This window comes from Halobacillus hunanensis, from assembly GCF_900166655.1.
GTDB lineage: Bacteria > Bacillota > Bacilli > Bacillales > Halobacillaceae > Halobacillus_A > Halobacillus_A hunanensis.
The window spans coordinates 1073831-1098988 of the sequence record NZ_FVZB01000007.1; the positions used below are offsets into that span (position 1 = coordinate 1073831).

Annotated in this window: 21 protein-coding genes; 5 read left to right on the plus strand and 16 right to left on the minus strand. The window is 42.0% G+C overall.

Annotated elements, in window-relative coordinates:
• The first annotated feature begins 253 nt into the window (after window positions 1-253).
• The gene (gene rnz / locus B5354_RS18170; protein ID WP_079530204.1) at window positions 254-1180 is read left to right on the plus strand and encodes a ribonuclease Z; all 927 of its coding nucleotides are present in this window, start codon (window positions 254-256) and stop codon (window positions 1178-1180) included.
• Window positions 1181-1534: 354 nt separating this feature from the next.
• Window positions 1535-2188, plus strand: coding sequence for a YczE/YyaS/YitT family protein (locus tag B5354_RS18175; RefSeq protein WP_079530205.1), 654 nt, complete (start codon window positions 1535-1537; stop codon window positions 2186-2188).
• A 126-nt stretch (window positions 2189-2314) separates the two neighbouring features.
• Here the strand turns inward: B5354_RS18175 and B5354_RS18180 are convergent, their stop codons facing one another.
• Together B5354_RS18180 and B5354_RS18185 are read right to left on the minus strand one after the other, a co-directional pair.
• On the minus strand, window positions 2315-4558 hold the full coding sequence (locus tag B5354_RS18180) for an ABC transporter permease (protein WP_176142534.1): 2244 nt from the start codon (window positions 4556-4558) through the stop codon (window positions 2315-2317).
• Window positions 4555-5256 carry an ABC transporter ATP-binding protein gene (locus B5354_RS18185; RefSeq protein ID WP_079530207.1) on the minus strand — a complete coding sequence of 234 codons (702 nt, stop codon included), beginning with the start codon at window positions 5254-5256 and terminating at the stop codon, window positions 4555-4557. The genes B5354_RS18180 and B5354_RS18185 overlap by 4 nt, the downstream gene beginning before the upstream one ends.
• A 264-nt stretch (window positions 5257-5520) precedes the next feature.
• On the opposite strand from B5354_RS18185, the gene B5354_RS18190 reads away from it, so the two are divergent.
• Window positions 5521-7152 (plus strand): acetolactate synthase large subunit, encoded by a 1632-nt coding sequence (locus tag B5354_RS18190; protein ID WP_079530208.1) that lies wholly within the window; start codon window positions 5521-5523, stop codon window positions 7150-7152.
• Between the two features lie 12 nt (window positions 7153-7164).
• The gene (locus B5354_RS18195) at window positions 7165-8607 is read left to right on the plus strand and encodes an aldehyde dehydrogenase family protein (RefSeq protein WP_079530209.1); all 1443 of its coding nucleotides are present in this window, start codon (window positions 7165-7167) and stop codon (window positions 8605-8607) included.
• 27 nt (window positions 8608-8634) lie between these two features.
• On the opposite strand, the gene B5354_RS18200 is transcribed toward B5354_RS18195, so the two are convergent.
• The 6 genes from B5354_RS18200 to B5354_RS18225 all read right to left on the minus strand — a co-directional run bounded on the left by B5354_RS18200 (window position 8635) and on the right by B5354_RS18225 (window position 16656).
• A complete protein-coding gene (locus B5354_RS18200) occupies window positions 8635-9963 on the minus strand; it encodes a Glu/Leu/Phe/Val family dehydrogenase (RefSeq protein ID WP_079530210.1) in 1329 nt (442 codons plus the stop codon).
• A 116-nt stretch (window positions 9964-10079) separates the two neighbouring features.
• A complete protein-coding gene (locus B5354_RS18205; protein ID WP_079530211.1) occupies window positions 10080-11327 on the minus strand; it encodes a DNA polymerase IV in 1248 nt (415 codons plus the stop codon).
• Between the two features lie 93 nt (window positions 11328-11420).
• Window positions 11421-12545: a M20/M25/M40 family metallo-hydrolase gene (locus tag B5354_RS18210; RefSeq protein ID WP_079530212.1), complete on the minus strand. Its 1125-nt coding sequence runs from the start codon at window positions 12543-12545 to the stop codon at window positions 11421-11423.
• 77 nt (window positions 12546-12622) lie between these two features.
• Window positions 12623-14170 carry an acyl-CoA carboxylase subunit beta gene (locus B5354_RS18215; RefSeq protein ID WP_079530213.1) on the minus strand — a complete coding sequence of 516 codons (1548 nt, stop codon included), beginning with the start codon at window positions 14168-14170 and terminating at the stop codon, window positions 12623-12625.
• A 2-nt stretch (window positions 14171-14172) separates the two neighbouring features.
• Window positions 14173-14985: a methylmalonyl-CoA epimerase gene (gene mce / locus B5354_RS18220; RefSeq protein WP_079530214.1), complete on the minus strand. Its 813-nt coding sequence runs from the start codon at window positions 14983-14985 to the stop codon at window positions 14173-14175.
• A gap of 15 nt (window positions 14986-15000) precedes the next feature.
• Window positions 15001-16656 (minus strand): acyl-CoA mutase large subunit family protein, encoded by a 1656-nt coding sequence (locus B5354_RS18225; RefSeq protein ID WP_079530215.1) that lies wholly within the window; start codon window positions 16654-16656, stop codon window positions 15001-15003.
• Between the two features lie 176 nt (window positions 16657-16832).
• Between B5354_RS18225 and prli42 the strand changes: the two genes are divergently transcribed.
• Complete coding sequence (gene prli42, locus B5354_RS20315; protein WP_139377165.1) at window positions 16833-16952, plus strand: stressosome-associated protein Prli42; 120 nt, start codon at window positions 16833-16835, stop codon at window positions 16950-16952.
• A 69-nt stretch (window positions 16953-17021) separates the two neighbouring features.
• Here the strand turns inward: prli42 and B5354_RS18230 are convergent, their stop codons facing one another.
• The 8 genes from B5354_RS18230 to buk all read right to left on the minus strand — a co-directional run bounded on the left by B5354_RS18230 (window position 17022) and on the right by buk (window position 25151).
• On the minus strand, window positions 17022-17537 hold the full coding sequence (locus B5354_RS18230; protein WP_079530216.1) for a L,D-transpeptidase: 516 nt from the start codon (window positions 17535-17537) through the stop codon (window positions 17022-17024).
• Window positions 17538-17581: 44 nt separating this feature from the next.
• Complete coding sequence (locus tag B5354_RS18235; protein ID WP_079530217.1) at window positions 17582-18532, minus strand: aromatic acid exporter family protein; 951 nt, start codon at window positions 18530-18532, stop codon at window positions 17582-17584.
• Window positions 18533-18611: 79 nt separating this feature from the next.
• Window positions 18612-19049: a BrxA/BrxB family bacilliredoxin gene (locus B5354_RS18240; protein ID WP_079530218.1), complete on the minus strand. Its 438-nt coding sequence runs from the start codon at window positions 19047-19049 to the stop codon at window positions 18612-18614.
• A gap of 234 nt (window positions 19050-19283) precedes the next feature.
• Window positions 19284-20594, minus strand: a complete 1311-nt coding sequence (locus B5354_RS18245; protein ID WP_079530219.1) for a dihydrolipoamide acetyltransferase family protein — start codon at window positions 20592-20594, stop codon at window positions 19284-19286.
• A gap of 18 nt (window positions 20595-20612) precedes the next feature.
• Window positions 20613-21596, minus strand: a complete 984-nt coding sequence (locus tag B5354_RS18250; RefSeq protein WP_079530220.1) for an alpha-ketoacid dehydrogenase subunit beta — start codon at window positions 21594-21596, stop codon at window positions 20613-20615.
• Window positions 21597-21614: 18 nt separating this feature from the next.
• Entirely contained in the window at window positions 21615-22553 is a 939-nt protein-coding gene (locus tag B5354_RS18255; protein ID WP_245804846.1) for a thiamine pyrophosphate-dependent dehydrogenase E1 component subunit alpha, read from the minus strand.
• A gap of 74 nt (window positions 22554-22627) precedes the next feature.
• A complete protein-coding gene (lpdA, locus tag B5354_RS18260) occupies window positions 22628-24049 on the minus strand; it encodes a dihydrolipoyl dehydrogenase (RefSeq protein WP_079530222.1) in 1422 nt (473 codons plus the stop codon).
• 16 nt (window positions 24050-24065) lie between these two features.
• Complete coding sequence (buk, locus tag B5354_RS18265) at window positions 24066-25151, minus strand: butyrate kinase (RefSeq protein ID WP_139377166.1); 1086 nt, start codon at window positions 25149-25151, stop codon at window positions 24066-24068.
• Window positions 25152-25158: the final 7 nt, after the last annotated feature.

Sequence of the window (25158 nt, forward strand, 5' to 3'; positions counted from 1 at the left end):
TATTTATTTCAATTCTAAATTCGATTAAGGTTCCTCCAATCCTTAATTCAAATTATTAGCGCACCCGCACTTCTTTTGGTATTTTGTTAATATGGTTTGTTAAAAGTTTCCGATTTCACTTCTGGCGCTGACCAGTTGGAGAGTGAAACAAAAAACGAGAGATTCCGGTTCACTTGTCCTTTTCCTACATAAAAAATTCACGTGTATCCATTAAAATCAGATGGTATGATGAGAAGGAAAGGAGGTCTTTTATATGGAGTTGTTTTTTCTTGGAACAGGTTCAGGCGTTCCTTCAAAAAAGCGAAATGTGTCGTCATTAGTGTTAAGAATGCTAGAAGAGCGTGGAACGATATGGGTCTTTGATTGCGGGGAAGCAACCCAACATCAAATTTTACATACAACAATTCGTCCACGTCGAATTGAAACGATATTTATCACACATTTACATGGCGATCACTTATATGGACTTCCGGGGTTGTTAAGCAGCCGTTCATTTCAAGGTGGAGAAACACCCGTTACCGTTTACGGTCCTAAAGGGCTGAAGGAATATATAGATATCAGTTTAAAGGTCAGCGGTACCCGCTTACGTTACTCTTTGCAGGTAGTCGAAGTTTCCGAAGGGATCCTTTTTGAAGATGAAAAATTTATCGTCCATGCAATAAAGCTTAACCATGGATTAGAAAGCTATGGCTATCTTATTAAAGAGAAAGATAAGCCCGGCGAACTGCTGCCTGATAAGCTTAAAAAACTTGGTATCCAGCCAGGTCCGGTATACCAGCAGATTAAGGAAAATAAGGTTACAACTTTAGAAAATGGACAAATCATTAAACGTGAAGACGTAATTGGTCCTCCTAAACGAGGAAGGAAAATTGCGATCTTAGGTGATACCAGATACGTACCTGAGTTAAGTAAACAATTGCACGGTGTTGATACACTTGTCCATGAGGCCACCTTTGCAAGCGAAGAAGAAACAATGGCCTATGATTATTTTCATTCCACTGTCAGTCAAGCCGCAACACTGGCCAAGAAAGCTGGTGTTGGAGAACTGATCTTAAATCATATATCCTCTAGATACCACGGGACAGCTATCAAACAACTCGAGCAGGAGGCAAGGGCCATTTTTCCAAGGACAACCATTGCCTCTGACCTGTATCAGCACTCAATTGAGCGGACTGATTAAGAGACCCTCAATAGATAAACTCAGGGTGGCAGCCTGAGTTATGGCAGAGTAACCAGGGAAGATATGAACGAGCTGGCATACAGGCGAGCTGGGAACGAGTTCTTTGCGGGTAACGAGATATTAGACCCTACTCTTCCTTTGATGCCATTTGATACAATACAAGCAGTAAGCAACGTATCCAGACCACTGAATTGAAATCGATTATCTAGTCCTTCAATATTGATAATTAATCAAGAGATTGTTAGAGTAACTAATTAAAATGCGACGAACCTGAGAGTGGAATTTCTTAGGGGTCGTGTTTTTTGTTTGAATGCAGATCATAATGGTCTTCGATTTCGGGAGGAGGTAAGCTTCATGCAAGACACTATACGCAGGATGATATTTTACTTTTCAGGAATTATCATATTAACATTCGGTATCGCGTTAACGATCCAATCGAAGTTGGGCACTTCTCCTTTTGATGCCCTTCTCGTTGGATTGTTTCGAACGTTCGGACTGACCGTGGGCAGCTGGGAAATCGTTGTTGGTCTCACCATGATCTTGTGCAATGCGCTGGCAGAAAAGCGCCGTCCGGAATATTTGGCTTTGCTCACATCTTTAATTACAGGTGTATCGATAGATGGATGGCTGTTTGCCATAGATGAATGGGCGGTACCCGAAACACTGTTAACTCAGTCTATTTGCTTAGGTATTGGTATCGTTTTCAGCGCACTAGGAATAGCGGTCAATTTACAAGCTGATTTCGCACCTAACCCATTTGATCGTTCTATGCTAGTAGTCAGAAATTTAACTGGCTGGAATGTTTCTGTATCGCGGGCAGTTATCAGTATAGTTCTCGTCTTGCTTGCCGCCATGTTTAACGGAGCTATCGGAGTAGGTACAATCATCATTACCTTTATAAGTGGTGTGCTTATCCATCTGTTTACTCCTTATGTTGCGCGGGCAAATCAATTTTTTGCAAATCGTCATGGATATACGAAGAGGCTGGGACATAACAAAATATTTTAAGTGAAAAGACGAACGACATGCAGTTGGAGCGAAGTATATTTTCGTAGCGGTTTAAATGCACCAATCATAATTTCTACTTAGTTCGGATTTTCATCTGATAAAAACACTTTTGTCCCAGCCTCTTCTTTAGTCTTGCTGTTTTTTCAGAGCTTCCTGAAGTGACACATTTTTTAATTTTCGTTTAGAAAAATAGAGCGACAGCCAATAGGTACCCATCATGATAACAAACCCGAGAATAGTCATGCCCCAGTTCAAATCAACTGGCATTAAAAAGCCTGTTTGTTCAACAAGAGAGTCCATCATCCCTCTAATCGCCATTATCCCAATAGGAATAGCAACGAAATAGAAAATGACCACAAGTGGTGTGTACACATTTAAAACGAGTTTCGCTATCTCATCGTCGAAATAGCCGAGCACTTTAAATAATGAAATCGAAGGAGTGTTCTCCTCTACGATAAGATTCGTCAATAAAGTTAAGACAATAACACCGATTAGAACAGCGAAAAACGCCATTATAAAAATGGAGTAACGTGTAGGTTTGGACATCGTTTCAAAACTATCAGTCACCTTTTGTTTGTTCTCAATTTTATAAATGTGGCGAGTATTAACAGGCTTTTCATTTTGCCAGACAGCAGAGTAGGAGTCTTCAGGATATCCTAAAAATTCGGCCATTGCGGCTCTTGATAAGTAGACATTAGTGCCAATATAAATATCGGTTATCCCTGCAATGCTCACTTGAAGTTCCTGGTCATTTAATGGATTCGTTAATGTAATGCTGTCACCTGTCGAGACATCTAGAACAGATGCTGCAGGCTCACTAATGATAACTCCTTCTGAGAGCTGTTTGTTCAACTTCTCCTCACCATTGAATAATTGAACATGTGTGGTTTGTTCTTCCATTCCAAATCCAGTCAGATTAACCTCTTCTCCCTCCACAGAAAGTTCGGACACTAGAAATGGACTTTGATTGCCACTTACCTCTCCTGTACGAATGGATTGATAATAGACTGCATAGTCATAGGTCAATATCTTTTTATATGTTGTATCAACCAAATCATCCATGGCCTGGGCCATAGTAAAACCAAATAAAAGCAAAATCGTTGAAAACATTACTCCAAGAAACATGTAAAACACTCTTGCTTTCCTTCTAAACAGAAGTCTTAGACGAAATTTATTCACAAACCTCAGACGCTTAAAAAATGGAAGCTGTTCAAACAAGGATTTTTTACCACTGGCAACTCCCTTTGAATCTAATAATGAAAGAGGCGAAACTTGCAAACTTCTGTTAACCACTGCAAAAGTAACTAGTAATAATAACAGAACAGGGATGACAAACCCGATAACTAGAACCATTGAATTCCAGTCAAATAAGGTGATCGCCGGTAAATTAAAATACGTTCCATAAAGGTCAGTAATAGGGATAGAAAGTACTCCGCCTGCCAACAGGCCAAGAGTTGAGCCTGTAAAACTGACGAACAATGCGTAACCTATATAATGAAGACTGAGTACTTTTCTTCTATACCCTAAGGCCATCAAAGTCCCAATTTCTTTGCGTTGCATATCCATAAGACGTTTCATTAATATAAGAATCATAATAATTGACAATCCAAGAATAAATAAAGGAAGTGCGGTAACTGTCGCACGCGCTGCCTCAATTTCAGACTCTACAAATTGAATGCGAGCATTTTCACCGCTGGGAACAAATTGCAAAAGCGATACATCATTAGTTATGGCAGAACGAAAGTTTTCTGGAACCTTACCATCCTCAGTTAGTCCTAAAACCTCTGTTCGCAATGCTTCAGAAAAGTGCTGTAAGGCATTCTCAGCCGTGACCCCAACACCAAATTGCTTACGATTACTTAGGATATCTGTTTGTTGTTTTATCATATAAATGTAATCAGGTAAAAAAACGTATCCAGTAACTGTCGCTTCTTTAGAGCCTATTTTAATTTGATCGCCGATTTCAATTCCATGTGTGGAAGCATATCCATCTGCGATCGCAATTTCTCCAGGTTGATCAGGACGTTCCCCTTTAGAATAATAAGGAATGTTAATCTGATCTGTCGATTCAAATAGTCTCAACGTCGATTCTGCTACTTTAAAATCATGGTACTGTCTTGTTTCCAAGGCAACGTCAAATTCTTCTTCCCATTTATCGATCAGATCATATGATAATGACTCACCAGGAACAAAATGAAAGCTCTCCTGGTTATGTTCAGAAGAAAACTGCTTATTTCTATTTTCTAATGTCGAAATCGCCATCGACAACGAAACATAAAGCATAACAGATAAAAACAATAACAGGATCGCACCACTATACTGCCATTTCCGCTGCTTAAGATTGCGTGGAATCGATTTTCGTAAAATCATGCCCATGTCACCTTCTCCGGATCAATCGGGCTGTCATTTTCTACCTTCTCTACGATTTCACCGCTCTTCATTTTGATTGTAATATCAGCCATGTCCCCTATCCCTTGGTTATGAGTAATAATTAATACAGACGTCCCGAACTGTTCATTGGCTCTTTTAAGTAATTTTAGAATCATCTTACCTGTCTCTTCATCCAATGCTCCTGTTGGTTCATCACATAACAAGAAGTCAGGGTTTTTAATTAACGCTCGGGCAATGGCTACTCGCTGTTGTTCCCCTCCGCTGAGCTGATAAGGAAACTTATCTTTTTTATCCCACATTCCCACCTCTTCCAGCATTTCTTTAAGCCCAAGCGGATGCTCACTTAACTCTCTCCCCACTTCTACATTTTCTTCAACGGTCAATGTTGGGATTAAATTATATTGTTGAAAAATAAACCCTGCATACTTTCTGCGAAATTCAGTTAACTGTTTATTCGTTAAAGTTTCAAGCTGCCGTCCATCTATTTCAACTTCACCAGATTGATGCCGATCAATTCCCCCTATTACGTTCAGTAAAGTCGATTTCCCAGAACCAGAAGGCCCCATTATTGTAACAACCTTATGGTCAGGAATTGTAAAATTAGCGTCCCGGAGAGCTGATATGGTTACTTCTCCACTCTTATACGTTTTATCCACTCCTTGTACTCGGATCCCCATTCCACTCACTCCTTTAAATTATGAAACATTTATTATTAAATATTTCATTTCTATGTTTATCTTACATGACAAATGCGTCCACTACAAATATTTTTTGAAATAATTCATGTATTATATTTCATTTCTGATCTATTGAATCTTACTAAGCTCGTATAACAAATATAATCTTTTCCTTCCAACTAGAATATTTTAAAAAATTCATAAGAAGTAAAGCTTTTACACAAAATAACGAGGAACGAATAATAACGGTAAAGGGTGTATATCATGAAAGTTGCAGAATTACTTGTAAAGTGTCTCGAAAATGAAGGTGTAGAATATATTTTCGGGGTCCCTGGAGAAGAAAATATCGATCTTATGGACGCCCTTCTTGGATCAAAGATCGAGTTTATTGTTACTCGCCATGAAACAAGTGCTGCCTTTATGGCAGGGACATACGGAAAGTTAACAGGAAAACCGGGCGTCTGTCTCGCCACGCTTGGTCCTGGTGCGACGAACTTATTAACCGGTGTGGCCAATGCAAATATGGATCATTGTCCATTGATTGCGATAACCGGGCAAGCTGGCATGAATCGTCAGCATAAGATTTCCCATCAATATTACGACCTTGTCGATATTTATGAGCCTGTCACGAAGTGGAATGCACAAATTAAGACGGCAGAAATTGTCCCTGAAGTTGTGAGAAAAGCCTACCAAGTGGCGGGCCAAGAAAAGCCTGGTGCCACACATATTGATCTGCCTGAGGATATTGCAGGAATGGAAGTAGATGCAGAACCACTTCTCATTACAGGTCATGCAATTCCTCAATCAGACGAAAAAGTGATCCAGGTAGCAGCTGCTCTCATTAACGAAGCCAAATATCCACTTATTCTTGCTGGTGACGGTATTACACGAGCCCAAGCTACGGATCTGTTCCGCAAATTTGTGAAAGAAACTCAAATTCCTGTCGTACACTCCTTCATGGGAAAAGGCTCTCTTTCATGGAAAGAAAATTTAAGCTTGATGACCGCAGGGATAAGCGGCAAGGACTATATTACATGTGGGTTTGATCGCTCAGATTTAATTATTTGTATCGGATTTGACATGGCTGAGACGCCGCCAAGAAATTGGAATCCCGATGGAGCTACAAAGATCTTACACATTGATACAGAAGAAGCTGAAATTGATTCCTGTTACCCAGTAGCCTTAAATGTCGTTGGAAATATTAAGGAAAACATTGAAGAACTATCAAAAGTTGTGTCCCACAAAGAAAGGGATCTTGATTGGGTTTCCACCATAAGAACTCAAATCTTAGATGAGTTTGAACATTATAAGCAGGATGATGGTTTTCCCATCAAACCACAAAAAATTATTGCTGACCTCCGTGATGTGTTAGGTGATCAAGACATAGCAATTTCGGATGTAGGAGCACATAAGATGTGGATGGCACGAATGTATCACACAGCTGAACCAAACACTTGTCTCATATCGAATGGCCTAGCCTCCATGGGAGTAGCCGTTCCAGGGGCAATTGGTGCAAAGATGGCTCTGCCTGATAGAAATGTTGTCGCAGTCTGTGGAGACGGTGCCTTTCAAATGACCGGGGCAGAATTAGAGACAGCCGTCCGGCTTAAACTCCCTATCGTCATTTTGTTGTGGAGAGATGACGGCTATGGACTGATTGAATGGCATCAAATGAAGAAGTTCGAGCGCGCATCCCATATTAGCTTCGGCAATCCTGATTTTGTCCAGCTTGCAAAATCGTACGGATTTGAAGCAATGAAGATTGAGAAAACTAAGGAATTGAAACTAACACTGGAACAAGCCATAGCAATGAACAAGCCTGTATTGATTGATTGTCCGGTTGATTATGGTGAAAACATGAAACTGACTAAGAAACTGAAAAACATTAAATGCTAAAGAGGTGATCATATGAAAATTGGTTCCATTATAAACGGCCAAGAATACAAAGAAGAGCATCGTGAAACATTATCTGTCTTCAATCCTTATAATCAAGAAAAAGTAGCTGAAATTGCTCTAGCAGGCGTCGAAGATGTGAATAAAGCAATCGATCAAGGCTTTGAAACCTTTCATAGCACAATGAAGACCATGCCTGCCTACCAAAGGTCGAATATATTACTCACAACCGCAAACCTGCTTGAAGACAGAAAGGAATCCTTTGCCGAAACCATAGCTAAAGAAGCGGGGAAGCCGCTGAAATACAGTCGTGGTGAAGTAGATCGTGCTGTACAAGTGCTTCGTTTTGCTTCAGAAAATGCGAAACACATTTATAGTGAAGTTATTCCTATGGATGCAGCTGTTGGAGGGGAAAACCGCTTAGGATTTACTAAACGGACTCCCCTCGGAGTTGTCTCGGCGATCACTCCGTTTAACTTCCCGCTTAATCTATCCCTTCACAAACTGGCACCTGCTATAGCTGCCGGCAACGTAGTGATATTTAAGCCAGCTGAAAAAACGCCTGTTTCAGCTTATATGCTTGTGCAACTGTTCCATGAGGCCGGTCTTCCAACAGGGGCGTTGAACCTTATTATGGGCAAAGGTGAAGTCGTCGGCGACGCGCTTGTACAACATGACAAAGTTCAGAAAGTTACCTTTACCGGGAGCCTGCCTGTAGGGAAGAATATACGAAAAAAGGCAGGGTTTAAGAAAGTTACCTTAGAACTAGGCTCCAATTCTCCAAATATTCTATTTGATGATGCAGATATGAAGCAAGCAGTTGAAGACCTGGTAAAAGGGGCGTTTGCTTTTTCCGGTCAAGTTTGTATATCAGCTCAGCGAATCTATGTTCACCATTCCCTTTATGATTCGTTCCTAAAGGAATATGTTAAGCAAACTGAAGCACTGACGGTAGGCGATCCGCTTAATGAAAATACTGATTTTGGACCTATGATCAATAAGGAAGCAGCAGAAAGAGCCAAAACATGGATCGATGATGCTGTATCGAATGGAGCAAGAATTGCCACTGGCGGGGAACTGAATGAAACGATGTTGGCACCTACTATCATGACTGACGTAAAAAGCGATATGAAAATTATTGCTGATGAGGTTTTTGCCCCCATAGTTTCAGTCATTCCATTTGAAATAGAAGAAGAAGTCGTTAAGCATTCAAATGATTCCGTTTACGGCTTGCAAGCGGGCGTGTTTACAAAGGATATCAACCGTGCTCTCCGCGTTGCGGATAAACTGGAGATGGGCGGTGTGTGGATTAATGAAATTTCAACGTATCGCCAGGACAATCACCCATACGGAGGCGTGAAACAAAGTGGTATCGGACGTGAAGGCGTCAAATATGCTATAGAGGATATGACAGAACTAAAATTCATTGGCATTAACTTGAATGAAAAAAGACTATGACAACAACGTCATAGTCTTTTTCGTTACTCATTTCATGTCATTATGGTTGGCTTCCATGTCAGAGTCTTTAATCCATCCCCGTGCCTCCATCGCCTTGACGAGGTGATTAATCCCCACCATATAAGCCGCATCCCTCATACGGCATTTTTTATCATTTTTCATTTCCAGTACTTTCTCAAAACCAAACAGCATATGTTCCTCCAGCTTTTGGTTCACTTCTTTCTCTTTCCAATAATAGTTCATCGTATTTTGAACCCATTCAAAATACGATACTGTAACTCCACCTGCATTACAAAGGATATCAGGAATCACGAATACTCCTTTTTCTTCAAGAATCTTATCTCCATCAGGAGTCGTTGGACCATTGGCCGCTTCCGCTAGGATTTTCGCTTGAATATTTTTGGCTGTCTTTTTCGTAACTTGATTTTCAATAGCTGCAGGAATAAGGATATCAATCGGAAGACCGAACATTTTTTCATTTGTGATCGATTCTGCATTGGAAAAATCAGAGGCATAATTGCTACCGTCTTTCACAAATTCAAGTAATGCTGGAATATCGATCCCCTCTTCGTTATATATTCCTCCCCGGGCATCTGTAACGGCTACAATCTTGACTCCTAATTCATGTAAAAATTTTGCGGTCATGCTTCCTACATTACCGAAACCTTGAAGAGCAGCTGTAGACTTACTTAAATCAAGATCTAATACTTTAGCAGCTTCACGAATCGTAAAAACTACACCCCGCCCTGTAGCCTCCAGGCGTCCTAGAGAACCACCAATAATAACCGGTTTACCGGTAATCATCCCAGGAATATTATAGCCGCGCAGCTGATCAAATTCATCAATCATCCACCCCATAACTTCTGGACTTGTATTAACATCAGGAGCAGGAATATCTTTTTGGGGTCCAATGATCGGTGTAATTTTTCGAATGTACGTACGGCTTAGTGTTTCCAGTTCCTGTACAGAAAGTTTTTCGGGGTCGACAATAACCCCTCCTTTCCCGCCGCCAAACGGAATATCCACGATCGCTGTTTTTAGAGACATCCAGATCGAAAGGGCTTTAACTTCATCTACGTTAACATTTGGATGGAACCTGATTCCACCTTTCGTTGGCCCAAGAATATCAATGTGCTGGGAGCGAATACCTGTGAAGTTTTGAATTGTCCCATCATCCATTCGAATCGGAAGTGATACTTCCAGAACTCTCAAGGGCTTTTTTAGTACATGATAAACATTATCGTCTAACCCAAGTGTTTCAACAGATTCCCGAATTAATCCTTTCACAATATCATATGGATTGTGGTCATGTGTGGTAATATCTGATTCTGCTTTGTCTTGATTTTGCTTTTCCATGTCCAATCACACCCCTAAACTATAAACTCTCTTTCTAAAATTCCAATAAGTTCATCTTTTTATACCAAAAACGGGTTAAAAGAAAGGAAAGCAAATCAATGGTTTGCATCTTCAGATTATTTATTTTTGAAGTCATCTAAAAAATCTTTCTGAAAACTGGTCGTCACTCTGGCATCTGATGGATTTTTCAATTTTTGAAAAGGATTATGTCCGTACTTCTCTGTTAGTGTATCAATCACTTGATACAGCTTTTCCTTGCCAGCATGCTGCTGGTAGCTAAATAAGTCGAGTTGCTGGGTGACCTCAGCTTGCTCCACTAAATCCTGGGCCGTGATACCAAGTAGTCTGATAGGCTGTTGGTTCCAATGCTCATCAAACTGGTGATAAGCTGCTTGAAAAAGTTCGTCTGCCGTTTCTATAAAGTCAGGAAGCTGGCGGCTTCTCGTTATCGTTTTACGATCGTGATAGCGGATCATCAGTTGCACATTTCGAGCCAGCACACTCTTTTTCTTCATTCGTGCCTCTACCTTTGCTGCCAGCCTTCTCAGAACTTGTCGCACTTCAACTTCGTCCGTTGTGTCATGAGGCAGTGTAGTCGAAGTGCCAATACTTTTAAACTCATGAACCGCTTCCGGGTCTACTGGGCGATTGTCAATCCCATTCGCTCTATTCTGTAACCGCTCTCCATTAATCCCAAGCACAGTTTTCAGTTCAATCACTTGATGACTGGCAAGATCACCAATTGTCTCCACTTCCATTTTTCTAAGCTTACCTGCCGTTTTCTCTCCAACTCCGTACATCTCTTCAATTGGCAGCGGCCAAAGCTTATTAGAAAGGTCTCTCTTACGTAAAATGGTGATCCCCATCGGTTTTTTCATATCTGAAGCCATCTTAGCTAAGAATTTATTGGGCGCAATTCCAATACTGCAAGGTAAATCAAGCTCATCTTTTATCCTTGATTGAATTCGATTCGCAATTTCAGGCGGTGTTCCCTGTTCATGACAGGCTGTAATATCCATATATCCTTCATCAATGGAGACAGGCTGAATCATATCCGTCACTTCGGCAAGAATCTTAAACATTTCCTTCGAAGCTGCACGATACCTTTCGAATGTAGGAGACATCACAATTAAGTCTTTGCAAAGCCGTCTTGCTTCCCCTACCGGCATGGTCGTTTTTACACCGTATTTCCTGGCTTCATAGCTGCTTGTAACGACAATGCCGCGACGTTCTTCAGGATTCCCAGCAATCGCAAGCGGCCTACCTTTCAGAGAAGGGTCAAAAGCCATTTCAACCGATGCATAAAAACTATTCATATCGACATGAAAAATAACCCGGCCATTTTTAGGGTACCACTTTGACATAAAAATCCTTCCTTTTCGAACGGTTGTTCTTACAGTATACCATAACAAAAGACAGCCATGGTTTACATGGCTGTCTGACTTCCTGACATTTTATTATTTTGCTGCTTCATCAATAATCGCTGTTACAAACTCAGCAATTTTGACTAGCTCTCCAACAGGCATTCTTTCGTTGGTTGTGTGAATTTCCTCATAGCCTACTGCTAAATTAACCGTCGGAATATTGTGGCCGGCAATGATGTTTGCATCACTTCCGCCGCCGCTCGTTAGTAATTTGCTTTCACGACCAATTTGTTTGGCAGCTGTCCGGGCCACTTCTACCACATGATCGCCTTCCTGCTGTTTAAAACCAGGGTACATAATATCAACTTGAAGTTCTACTTCTCCGCCCATCTCCTCAGCTGTTTGAATAAAAGCCTGTTTCATTTTTTCTACTTGCGCATTCATTTTGTCCGGCACAAGTGAACGGGCTTCTGCCAAGATTTCAACATGGTCGCAAACGATATTGGTTTGTTTTCCGCCTTCGAAACGACCAATATTTGCTGTCGTTTCTTCATCAATACGACCGAGCGGCATTTTAGCTATCGCTTTAGAAGCAAGCGTAATAGCCGATACGCCTTTCTCCGGCGCGAGACCTGCATGAGCTGTACGCCCTTTGACAGTCGCATTAATTTTCGCCTGGGTAGGAGCAGCTACGATAATATTTCCTACTTCTCCATTGCTATCGATCGCGTACCCATACTTTGCCTTTAAGTGAGAAGGATCAAGAGCCTTCGCCCCAACCAGTCCGCTTTCCTCTCCGACTGTAATAATAAATTGCAGATCACCGTGCTCAACATGTTGTTCTTTGATCAAACGAATGGCTTCCAATATTGCAGCTAAACCAGCTTTATCATCTGCCCCGAGAATGGTTGTTCCATCAGTCACGATATAGTCACCTTCAATAATTGGCTTCACCTGGTTGCCCGGAACAACCGTATCCATATGAGAGGTGAAGTAAATCGTGTCGGCACCCTCTTTTGTTCCTTTTAAATTACAAATTAAGTTTCCGGCCCCATGTCCTGTCTTATCTTTCGCATCATCTTCGAACACCTCAAGACCAAGGTCCTCGAATTTTTTTGTCAATACTCCAGCAATAGTTGCTTCATTTTTTGTTTCGGAATCAACTTGAACGAGTTCAAGAAATTCCTCAATTAAACGATCTTTATTCACAGCTGCCATCATCTCTACCTCCCAGTGTATCTATGTAAAAACTTATTCCCTCTAGTACGTTAGCGCAAATTGCGGCAAAGTGTCAATTAGAGAGGAATATTTCCATGTTTTTTATAAGGCCGGTCTTCATGTTTATTTTTTAGCATGTCAAGCGCCTTAATTAGGGTTGATCTTGTTTCTCTTGGATCTATCACATCGTCAACCATCCCGAGACCTGCCGCTACATAGGGATTTGCAAAACGCTCTCGATATTCATTGATTTTGTTCTGTCTAGTTTCTTCAGGATTATCGCTGTCTTTTATATCTTTCGCAAAAATAATATTAGCCGCTCCTTCTGGACCCATCACGGCAATTTCTGCATTTGGCCAAGCATAAACTAGATCAGCTCCAATTGATTTGCTATTTAAGGCCACGTAAGCTCCGCCATACGCCTTTCGTGTGATAACCGTTAACTTGGGTACCGTAGCCTCAGAGTAGGCATATAAAATTTTGGCCCCATGTCTAATAATTCCCCCATGCTCTTGCTTAATGCCGGGGAAAAATCCAGTAACATCCTCAAAAGTAATGAGAGGAATATTAAAGGAATCACAAAAGCGAATAAACCGAGCAGCTTTATCACTCGAATCAATATCCAAACCGCCTGCCATATACTTAGGTTGGTTACAAACGAGCCCTATTGTCTGCCCCTTCAGCCGGGCAAAACCTACAACGATATTTTTAGCAAAATCACTGTGGATTTCAAAAAAAGACTCCCTATCGACTACCTCTTCGATAACGACTCGGACATCATAAGGCCTGATTGGATCGAAAGGGATTTTATCCGTTAAATCCGGACGATAATCCTCTTCGTCAGCTATCTCAATGGGTTCTGGTTTCTCTTTATTGTTGGCTGGTAAATAACGGACTAAATCTCGAACAGCATCTAGAGCAGATGCTTCATCCTCTGTCTTAATATGAGCATTTCCGCTCAATGTGTTGTGGACATCGGCTCCACCCAAATCCTCTGCTGAGATTTGTTCACCGGTTACCGTCTCAATCACTTTTGGTCCCGTAATGAACATTTGCGATGTTTTTTCTACCATAATGACAAAATCAGTGATAGCTGGAGAATACACAGCTCCACCTGCACAAGGACCCATAATGACTGAAATTTGCGGAATTACTCCAGAATAAATCGAGTTACGATAGAAAACTTGTCCATAGCCATCAAGTGAAGATACACCTTCCTGAATGCGAGCGCCGCCAGAGTCATTTAATCCTATGAAAGGGGTGCCATTTTTAGCGGCGAGATCCATCACTGCAGCGATTTTTTTCGCATGCATTTCACCAAGCGCTCCCCCATACACAGTAAAGTCCTGAGCGAATAAATAAATATCCCGTCCTTCTACTTTTCCAAAGCCGGTCACCACCCCTTCTCCAGGAGCATCATTCCCATTCATGCCAAAATCACTTTGACGATGCTCAATAAAGGGATTAAGTTCAATAAAGCTGCCCTCATCTACTAAATATTCGATTCGTTCCCTGGCGGTCCATTTCCCTTTGTCGTGCTGTTTACTGATTCGTTCATCACCGCCGCCAAGTTCGGACTGTCTTCGTTTATCATAAAGTTCGTTAATTTTATCATAAATGTCCATTTTTACTGCTCTCCCTTCGGATTTGTTAATTCAAAGAGGACACCGCCGGAAGCCTTCGGATGTAGAAAGGCGATTTGACTATCGTGTGCTCCTTGCTTCGGTTCCGTATTAATCAACGGGATACCTTCCTCTTGATACTGCTGAAGACGCTTAGAAATGTCGTTTACTTCTAAAGCAATGTGGTGAATTCCTTCGCCTTTTTTTGAAATGAACTTACGAATAGGAGATTCATCGCTCAGCGGTTCAAGCAATTCGATCCGCGTCTCTCCGATAGGAAGAAAAGCAACTCTGACCTGCTCTGAAGTTACTTCTTCCACGGCTTCCACTTCAAGCCCAAGTGTATGTTGATAAAAAGCTAAGGATTGTTCGATATTTTCGACAGCAATCCCTATATGTGACACCTTCCCTGGGGCAGATCTTGTTTCCCGATTCATTAGCTGCTTAATATAGATGGCCGTGGCATCAGTTGGAGCCCCGCTTGTGAATATTTTCTTAACACCCTGCGCCTCCAAATTAGGGATATCCTCAGCAGGAATTACCCCGCCGCCGATGACGGGGATGTCAGAAGCTCCTTCTTTTTCAAGAGCCGCAACCACCTTTGGAAAAAGTGAATTGTGAGCACCTGACAAGGAAGAAAGGCCGATTACATCCACATCCTCCTGTACAGCAGCACGGGCAATTTGCACTGGGGATTGGCGTAACCCAGTATAGATGACTTCCATTCCATGATCTCTTAAAGCCTGAGCAATAATCAGCGCTCCTCTGTCGTGTCCATCCAGTCCTGGTTTAGCGATCAGTACGCGTATAGGTTTCATTTTCCATCATCCTTCCTACATTCCTGTATACTCTCCAAATTCCTCGCGAAGTACGTTAGCTATTTCACCTACTGTTGCGTACACCTTCACAGCTTCAACGATATGTGGCATAACATTATCATTCGCCTTGGCCGCCTGTCGAAGCTCTGCAAGACAACGCTCTACAACAGCTGCATCACGAGTATGGCGAATTTCCTGGGTCTTGTTAATCTGACCGGCCTCAAGCGCTTCATCGACTCGCAGCAAATCAGGGTTCACCTCTTCTTCCAGCTTATACTCATTTAAACCCACCACAATATCTTCATTTGATTCAATACGTTTCTGAGCTTCGTAAGCTGTTTGATGAATTTCTCTTTGCATGAACCCTTCCTCTACAGCTTGCACTGCTCCGCCCAATTCTCTGATTCGCTCAAGATATTTGTTGACTTCGGTTTCAATTTCATCGGTTAATGCTTCGACATAATGAGATCCGCCCAGCGGATCAATCGTATCGGCTACACCACTTTCCTGAGCGATAATCTGCTGAGTTCTTAAAGCAATCCTTGCCGAGTCTTCTGTTGGCAGAGCTAACGCTTCATCACGGGAGTTCGTATGTAAGCTTTGTGTACCCCCCATCACAGCGGATAGAGCTTGAACTGTCACACGTACGATATTGTTATCAGGCTGTTGGGCTGTTAATGTGCTGCCACCTGTTTGTGTATGAAAACGCAGTTTCCAGCTTTTCGGATTTTCCGCTTTGTAATGATCCTTCATTATTTTTGCCCAAATACGCCTGGCTGCACGAAACTTTGCTGCTTCTTCGAAAAACTGGTTGTGAGCATTGAAGAAGAAAGCCAGCCTTGGAGCAAATTGATCTACCTCGAGTCCTGATTCAATCGCTGCATCCACATAAGCCATCCCATTGGCAATCGTAAAAGCTACCTCTTGAACGGCTGTCGAACCAGCTTCGCGAATATGATACCCGGAAATACTGATGGTGTTAAATTTAGGTAAATGCTCATGGCAGTAACCAAAAATATCAGTGATAAGTCTCATGGACGGTTTCGGTGGGTAAATATATGTACCACGCGCAATATATTCCTTTAATATGTCATTTTGAATCGTTCCCGTTAACTTTTCTGGACTAACTCCTTGTTTCTCGCCCACGGCAATATACATCGCTAGTAGAATAGACGCGGGGGCATTAATTGTCATAGAGGTACTTACTTGATCGAGCGGAATCTGATCAAAGAGCTGCTCCATGTCAGCCAGTGAATCAATCGCCACTCCCACCTTGCCAACCTCCCCTTCCGCCATCGGGTCATCCGAATCATATCCAATTTGTGTAGGAAGATCAAAGGCTACAGACAAACCGGTTTGCCCTTGGTTTAATAAATATCTAAAGCGCTGGTTTGTTTCCTCAGCAGAACCGAACCCCGCGTACTGGCGCATCGTCCAATACCTGCTTCGATACATGGTAGGCTGAATTCCCCTTGTATAAGGAAATTGACCCGGGAAACCAAGATTCTCCGTATATGTTATATCCGGTTCGGTCGGCGTATATAATTGATCAATTTCAATTTCTGAACTTGTAGTAAAGGTTTGTTTGCGTTCAGGGAAACGCTTTTCTGTCTTTTTCACATCTTGTTTCCACTTTTCTTTAATCTGTTGAAAATTATTTTGATCCTTCACTTTTCGTTTCCTCCTCCTTAAGAACCTTCCTCTCTAGCATACCAAAAATAAAGCGCTTACGTTTCTTAAAATTACTGGAATTCACAATTATATTGTAAATGATTTTCTTTCCTTGTCCAAAACTAGGATTGCATGTAAAATAATTAAAGGAGATTGTAAAAAGGAGGTTATATACCTTGGCTCATTCTAAGAAAAAGAAATCCAAGCGCGAGCGCCGTATGAAAGTTGTCATCTACTTGATGATTCTTTCCATGGTTCTCTCCTCTCTTCTTGCTGGAGCGTCTTTCTTTATGTAATATAACAAAGCCGCAAGTTAAGTGAACAAAACTTAACTTGCGGCTTTTTCTTATAATAAAATTGTTTAACTAATTTAGATATTGGGAGAGCTTCTCTTTCACCCAATGTTCATACATGTCGACGAAGGAAAGCGAAGAGTCATCAACGATGATGATTTCTGTTCCTTCCTCGACAAGTTGGTAGAGCTGCTCGACTCGCTCATTTGTCAAGCGAATGCACCCAGCTGAGACAGCTTTGCCTATGGACTCCGGCTGATTCGTTCCATGGACACCAAAAATTCGCCCGTCAGTACCGTTTGCATCAAACCCTATCCATCTACTTCCAAGAGGATTTTCAGGGACTCCTCCTGGGATATCTTTTTTCCGATAATAAGGATCTTTAGCCTTGACACGTATAGTGAAATGTCCTTCCGGCGTTAGCTCTTTTGTTTTGCCTGTAGCCACCTTTGAATGAAAAATTTCTTTTCCGGACTGGAACACTGTAATTTCATGGGATGATTTATTGACAAATACGACCGGTTCTTCTGTTATGGCAGAGGGTAGAAATGTACTCATCATCATGACAAATATTGCAATTAGCTGCATAGCCTGTCATCCTTTTTTCTAAGTTTCCCCGCTGACAGAATTCCCTATACATCACTCTTCTTAAAAGACCTTTTTATAATCAGATAGTCCTCGATCTCATTTAATAGATGAAATAAACTTGCCCGTTCTTCAAACTCTTCTCTCGTAGCAGGCAGTTCATCATTTCGAAATTCTTCTTTCATGTCCTTTAACCGGTCCAAATAAAGAACTGCGGTATTTCCTGGATGAATTCCCTCAGCTAATTCCTCGAAAAATTCCCCAATCTTCAGAGCATGTTTATTAGGACCGGAAATTCGTGTAACGAGAGGCAGCATTCGCTCCAGTAATTCGAACTGTTTTGTCCGCATATGGAAATAATGATAATAAGGGCTATGTGTGCGAAGTAAGTGATTTTCTACATCACGAAATGACAGTGATTTAGCTTTTTCTAATAAGGCAGCTGTATCCGTTAACTCTTTACCTGTCCACCCTTCATTATTATCCCTAAGGAAGCCTGCCAGCTCCTGTAGTATGATCGCAAAGTTATCTTCAATTTGACGCTGAAAACCTTCCAGCTTCCCTTCAAGGCTTGGCATGTATACATTTAACAGCAATGCAGTCCCTATCCCGACGACCATCAGCAGCAATTCATTCCAAATCAGAGAGCTAGTAATTCCACCCGATCCATATAAGTGCAGAATGATTACAGAACTGGTAACAATACCTGGGGTAATTTTCAGCCACACTGCAGTGGGAATAAATACGAAAAGCATTAATCCGATTGCGAATGGATGATAACCAATTAATTCAAAGAAAACAAAAGAAAAAACCATGGCCACTAAACAGGCCGCTAATCGATTCCAAGCCGATAAAAATGACCGTTTCCTCGTAATTTGAATGCACAGTATGGTAAGAATCCCAGCAGAAGCATAGTTTTCGACATGAAGAAGCTGAGCAATCCATATAGCAAAAGGTGTTCCTACAGCTGTTTTAATCGTACGGTATCCTATTTTCACGACACGGTCACCTCAAGCAATACATTTCTATGTAAAAAAAAGGATCTTTGACGTGAGCAAAGACCCTTTATCCCATTCATTATACTTCTTCACAATATTCCTCAAAACTGCGCTGCAGCTTACCGATGACCTCCATCGGTTCAAATCCTTCAATATCATGCCGCTCAACCATTGTTTGAATCTTCCCGTCTTTCATAAGAGCAAATGACGGAGAAGAAGGAGGATATCCTTCGAAAAACTGACGAGCTCTTTCTGTAGCCTCACGATCTTGTCCGGCAAAAACCGTAACCAAATGATCTGGACGCTTGTCGTAATGGATGGCATGGGAAGCAGCAGGACGAGCGATTCCACCAGCACAGCCGCAAACCGAATTAATCATCACTAACGTGGTTCCTTCTTTTGCTAATGCCTCTTCCACTTGGTCAGGAGTCGTTAACTCTGAATATCCGGCATTGGTAATCTCATCACGTGCCTGGGTAACGACGTCATTCATATAAATATTGAAATCCATATACATGGCTCCTTTTCTAAGTATTATCAACATTTTACCAAGTTTTACGTGGTCTTTCAATGAAGTTGCAATTTGCTTGTTGTGATTGCATATATTTTTTATAGAATTGCACATATCAAGCAGATTTGCACACAAAAAGTGTTAATTGCATAAAACATTGAAGAATTGCACATAAAACATGATAGTGCATTTTTGACAGAAAAGAAGCCCCAGCATTGAACTGAGGCTTCTCATTTAATCTTAATAAACAGAGGTATGCTCTTTGGACATGTTTTCAAGAATTTCTTTAACACGGGCAAGGAAGTTTCCAGCTACGAGACCGTCGAGAACTCTGTGGTCCAGAGATAAACATAGATTTACCATATCACGTGGTCCAAACATGCCATCCTGATACACAGGCTTTTTCACAATGGACTCAACTTGCAAGATAGCTGATTGAGGGTGATTAATAACTCCCATTGACTGGATAGAACCGAAGGAACCGGTATTGTTCACTGTGAACGTTCCGCCTTCCATATCCTTCGAAGTCAATTTGCCTTGTCGAGCTTTGCCGGCAAGGTCGGTAATGTCTCGGGCAATTCCCTTAATGCTTTTCTCATCCGCATCTTTAATAACAGGTACGAAAAGCTCGTCATCTTTGGCAACGGCAATATTCAGGTTGATAGCCTTGCGCTGAATGATCTTGTCACCTGCCCAGGTGCTGTTAAGCTCAGGATAGTCTTTCAACGCCTGAGCTACTGCTTTAACAAAGAAAGAGAAGAAAGTTAGACTGTACCCCTCTTTTTCTTTAAATTGTTTCTTAAGTGAATTTCGAAGTTCTACTAAATTGGTGACATCAACTTCAACCATCATCCAGGCGTGCGGGATTTCGGTAGTTGATTTCACCATATTTTGTGCGATTGCTTTTCTCACACCCGTAACAGGAATCTCGACATCTCCTTCACCAGCTTGTACATTAGGTGCAGCCGGAGCAGGTTTAGTGCTTTGCTGTTTCGGTGTCGATTCAACTGACGGCTGGTCAGGTGCTTCTGTTGATTCTTTAGCAGCAGGTATCTCTCCGCTTTCAATAATTTTCTCGATATCCTTACGGGTAATTCGTCCGCCACGTCCGGAGCCTTCAACCTGATTCAAGTCGATCTCATGTTCCTGAGCTAGTGTCATCACAGCTGGAGAGAAACGTTTTTTGCTCCCTTTTTCCTGCTGTGGTTTATTTTCCTTAGATGCTGGAGCTTCTTGCTTAGGTGCTTCATCCTTAGAAGGCTCCTCGGTCTTTTCTTCACTTTCTGTACCTGCTTCTGCAGATCCAGCGCCTTCCACCTCGATGTAACACATTAACTCACCGACTTCTATCGTATCACCTTCTTGGGCGATAAGCTCTTTGATGGTTCCCGTAAAAGAGGATGGAACCTCTGCATTTACTTTATCTGTCATAACCTCTGCAATTGGATCGTATTTGTTGATTTGATCTCCTGGCTGTACGAGCCAGGAATTGATCGTCCCCTCAGTGACACTTTCACCAAGCTGGGGCATGTTGATTTTTTCTAATCCCACAAAGAACTCCTCCTCTAATTAAAATTCCGCTAAATCCCGCATAGCTTTTTCAACTTTATCAGGATTCATCATAAAGTATTTCTCCATCGTTGGAGCATAAGGCATAGAAGGGACATCAGGACCAGCTAAACGTTTGACAGGTGCGTCCAGATCAAACAAGCAATTCTCACTAATCACAGCGGACACTTCAGAAATAATTCCGCCTTCTTTATTGTCTTCTGTGATAAGTAAAACTTTTCCAGTTTTTGAGACTGCTTCGATAATAGCTTCCTGATCAAGTGGATAAACCGTTCTTAAATCGAGAATATGAGCATCAATGCCTTCTTCGGCCAATTTCTCTGCAGCTTGCAAAGCAAAGTGCACACAAAGTCCATACGTAATTACTGTAATATCTGAGCCTTCACGTTTTACATCAGCTTTGCCAAGGGGAAGAGTGTAATCCTCTTCAGGCACCTCACCTTTGATCAATCGATATGCACGCTTGTGCTCGAAGAAAAGGACTGGATCATTATCACGAATAGAGGCTTTAAGCAGGCCTTTTACATCGTAAGGAGTAGAAGGCATTACAATTTTAAGCCCCGGCTGGTTCGCAAACACCGCTTCTACAGATTGAGAGTGATAAAGTGCACCATGTACTCCGCCGCCATACGGGGCACGAATGGTCATAGGTACATTCCAGTCGTTATTTGAACGATAACGGGTCTTGGCGGCTTCTGAAATAATTTGGTTTACAGCTGGCATTATAAAATCAGCAAATTGCATTTCCGCAACAGGTCGCATGCCGTACATCGCAGCACCGATCCCTACCCCTGCAATGGCTGATTCAGCCAGAGGAGTATCTAATACTCGATCTTCTCCAAATTGATCATATAAACCATCAGTAGCACGGAACACGCCGCCACGCTTACCGACGTCTTCGCCCAGAACAAATACTTTCTCATCACGTTCCATTTCTTCTTTCAATGCTTGGGTTACAGCTTGAATATAAGATATGACTGCCATTTTTAACGCTCCCCCTCCTTACTCTTCATATACATAGTGCAATGCGGATTCAGCTTCAGCATATGCAGCATTTTCAGCATAATCTGTTGCTTCATTGACTAGTTTGTTCAGCTCTTCGTTCATTTCAGTTTCTTTTTCTTCTGTTAAAATGTTTTGTTCTCGCAAATAGTTCGCAAAGGTGACGATCGAATCTTTTTTCTTTGCCTCATCCACCTCATCGCGTTCTCGGTAAGTACGATCATCATCGTCACTTGAGTGCGGAGTCAACCGATAGGAAACCGCTTCAATCAGTGTTGGGCCATCCCCATTGCGACCGCGATCTGCTGCTTCTTTAACTGCTTCATAAACTGCAAGCGGATCATTTCCATCCACTGTATAGCCAGGCATGCCATAGCCTACGGCACGATCAGATACTTTCTCACAAGCAAGTTGCTTCTGAACAGGGACCGAAATAGCATACTTATTATTTTCCACCATAAAAATTACAGGTAATTTATGAACTCCGGCAAAGTTCGCACCTTCATGGAAATCTCCCTGATTTGATGAGCCTTCCCCAAATGTAACGAAGGAAACAAAATCTTTTTTCTCCATTTTTCCTGCCAACGCAATGCCTACAGCGTGAGGAACTTGCGTTGTAACTGGTGAAGACCCTGTTACAATGCGGTTTTTCTTTTGACCAAAATGACCTGGCATTTGACGTCCACCAGAGTTTGGATCCTCCGCTTTAGCAAACCCGGAAAGCATTAAATCTTTTACCGTCATGCCAAAAGAGAGCACAACACCCATATCACGATAGTAAGGCAGGGCATAATCCTTCTCACGGTCGAGTGCATAAGATGCGCCCACTTGAGCTGCTTCCTGACCTTGACAGGAAATGACAAAAGGGACCTTTCCAGCTCGGTTTAGCAGCCACATACGTTCGTCAATTTTTCTTGCTAACATCATGGTTCGGAACATGTCTAACACTTGCTCATCAGATAATCCTAATGATTTATGGCGATTTTCAGCCACGTGAATCCCTCCTTTTATATTTATCCATGTATTTGATTGCCGTCTACAGCCATTGCCGCCTCGCCAATCGCTTCTGAAAGTGTTGGGTGCGGATGGATACTTTCAGCAATTTCCCACGGAGTAGCATCAAGTACTTTAGCAAGCCCGGCTTCTGAAATCATATCCGTCACATGCGGACCGATCATGTGAACACCAAGCAAATCATCATTCTCCTTATTAGCAATTATTTTCACAAAACCATCCGTCTCCCCAAATACAAGCGCCTTGCCAATAGCTTGAAACGGAAACTTCCCGACTTTCACCGTAAAGCCTTCCTCTTTCGCTTGTTGTTCAGTCAGCCCGACACTGGCGACTTCTGGATTTGAATAAATGCAAGTTGGCACCTGTTCTGCAATCATTGGATGTGGGTGTTGATCTGCCATATGCTCGACAGCAATTATGCCTTCATGTGAAGCTACGTGGGCTAGCTGCATACCGCCTATGACATCACCAATCGCATAAATATGACTTTCTTTCGTTTGATAATTCGCATTGGTTTTAATAAAACCATTTTCTACCTCGATATCAGTATTTTCTAATCCTATGTTGGTAACATTAGCATTTCGTCCGACAGAGACAAGCATTTTCTCTGCCTCATACGTTACCGTTTCCCCATTCAATTCTGCCTGGATCGTTACGCCTTCACCAGTTTGAAGAGTTTCCGAAAGTACCTTTGCCTCGGTGACGATCTCAACACCCTTCTTCTTCATTTGTTTTACCATCTCTTTAGAAATGTCCTGGTCTTCAGTAGGTAAAATGTGCGGCAAGTATTCCAACACCGTCACTTTCACACCAAAGTCAGCTAGCATAGATGCCCACTCGATTCCAATAACGCCTCCACCAACAATAATAATGGAAGCTGGCAGCTCATCCATATGAAGAGCTTCATCTGACGTCATGACAAATTCGCCATCGACTTCTAAGCCTGGCAGTGATTTAGGACTGGAACCTGTAGCAACTAATACATTTTTCGGTACCAGCATTTCATTTTCTTCTCCATTGTTCATTTCAACAGATATCGTTCCAGCCGTTGGTGAAAAAATAGAGGGGCCTAAAATCCTGCCAAATCCCTCGATGACATCAATTTTTCCTTTTTTCATCAACCCCTGAACGCCCTTATGTAAGGTCTCAACAATAGATTGTTTACGTTGTTGAACCTTGGTAAAGTTTAAAGTTGGTTCTGATGTAGTAACGCCAAAATCCTCTGCTTCTTTTGTCTGACGAAATACTTCTGCACTTCGTAAAAGTGCCTTAGAGGGGATACACCCGCGATGCAAGCACGTTCCTCCTAATTCCCGCTTCTCAACTATCGCAACCTTCAATCCTAGTTTAGAAGCACGTATGGCAGCAACATATCCGCCAGTGCCGCCGCCTAATACGACTAAATCATATTCTTCAGCCATACCTGTTTACTCCCTTCTATTCCACAAAGTTTGGGTATTGTTTTGGAATTTCCTCGTTTTGCAGCACTCGAAGTGTCCCTTCGTTCAAAGCCTCTAACTCGTTTTCGCCAGGATAGACGAGAACATCTGCAATCCAGTCAATTCGTTTAGAAATTTCACTTATAAACGCCTTCCCATAAGCGAGCCCGCCTGTTAAAGCGATCGCGTCCACTTTTCCTTCAAGAACAATACTCATGCTCCCGATCTCTTTAGCAATTTGATAGGCCATGGCCTCATAAACTAGCTTTGCTTTTTTATCACCATGCTCGACCATCTTTTCTACTTCGACTGCATCATTTGTATCTAGATATGCCATCAATCCGCCTTGTCCAACAAGCTTTTTCATTACTTCGTCACGGTAAAATTGACCAGAATAACAAAGAGAAACCAGATCTCCAGCAGGTACAGTTCCCGCACGTTCTGGAGAAAAAGGCCCGTCCCCATGAAGACCGTTGTTCACATCAATAACCCGGCCGTTAATATGAGCTCCCACTGTAATCCCCCCACCCATATGAGTGACTAACAAGCGGGAGTCTTTATAGGTTTGTCCAAGGTCTGCTGCTGCCCTTCTGGCTACAGCCTTCTGATTCAGAGCATGAAAAATACTTTTTCGCGGGATTTCTGGGACCCCGGAGATACGAGCCAGATCATGTAATTCGTCAACGACAACAGGATCAACAATATAAGCTCCGATATTTAAACCTTTAGCAATTTCAGATGCGATAATCCCACCTAAATTAGAGGCATGTTCCCCGTTGTATCCTTCTTTTAAGTCGGCAATCATCGCTTCATTCACTTCATAAGTACCGCCTTCAATTGGACGAAGCAACCCGCCACGTCCACAGACGGCACTCAATTTACTAATGTTAATGCCTTCTTCGTCAAGCACACTTAGAATTACATGCTTACGAAATTCATATTGGTCGATGATCCTTTTATATTGATTAATCTCTTCTGGTTTATGGCGAATCGTCTTTTCCAAGACAACTTGTTTATTGTCAAACACACCAATTTTCGTTGATGTTGAACCAGGATTAATAACAAGTATTCGGTGTAATTGCAAAATCTTT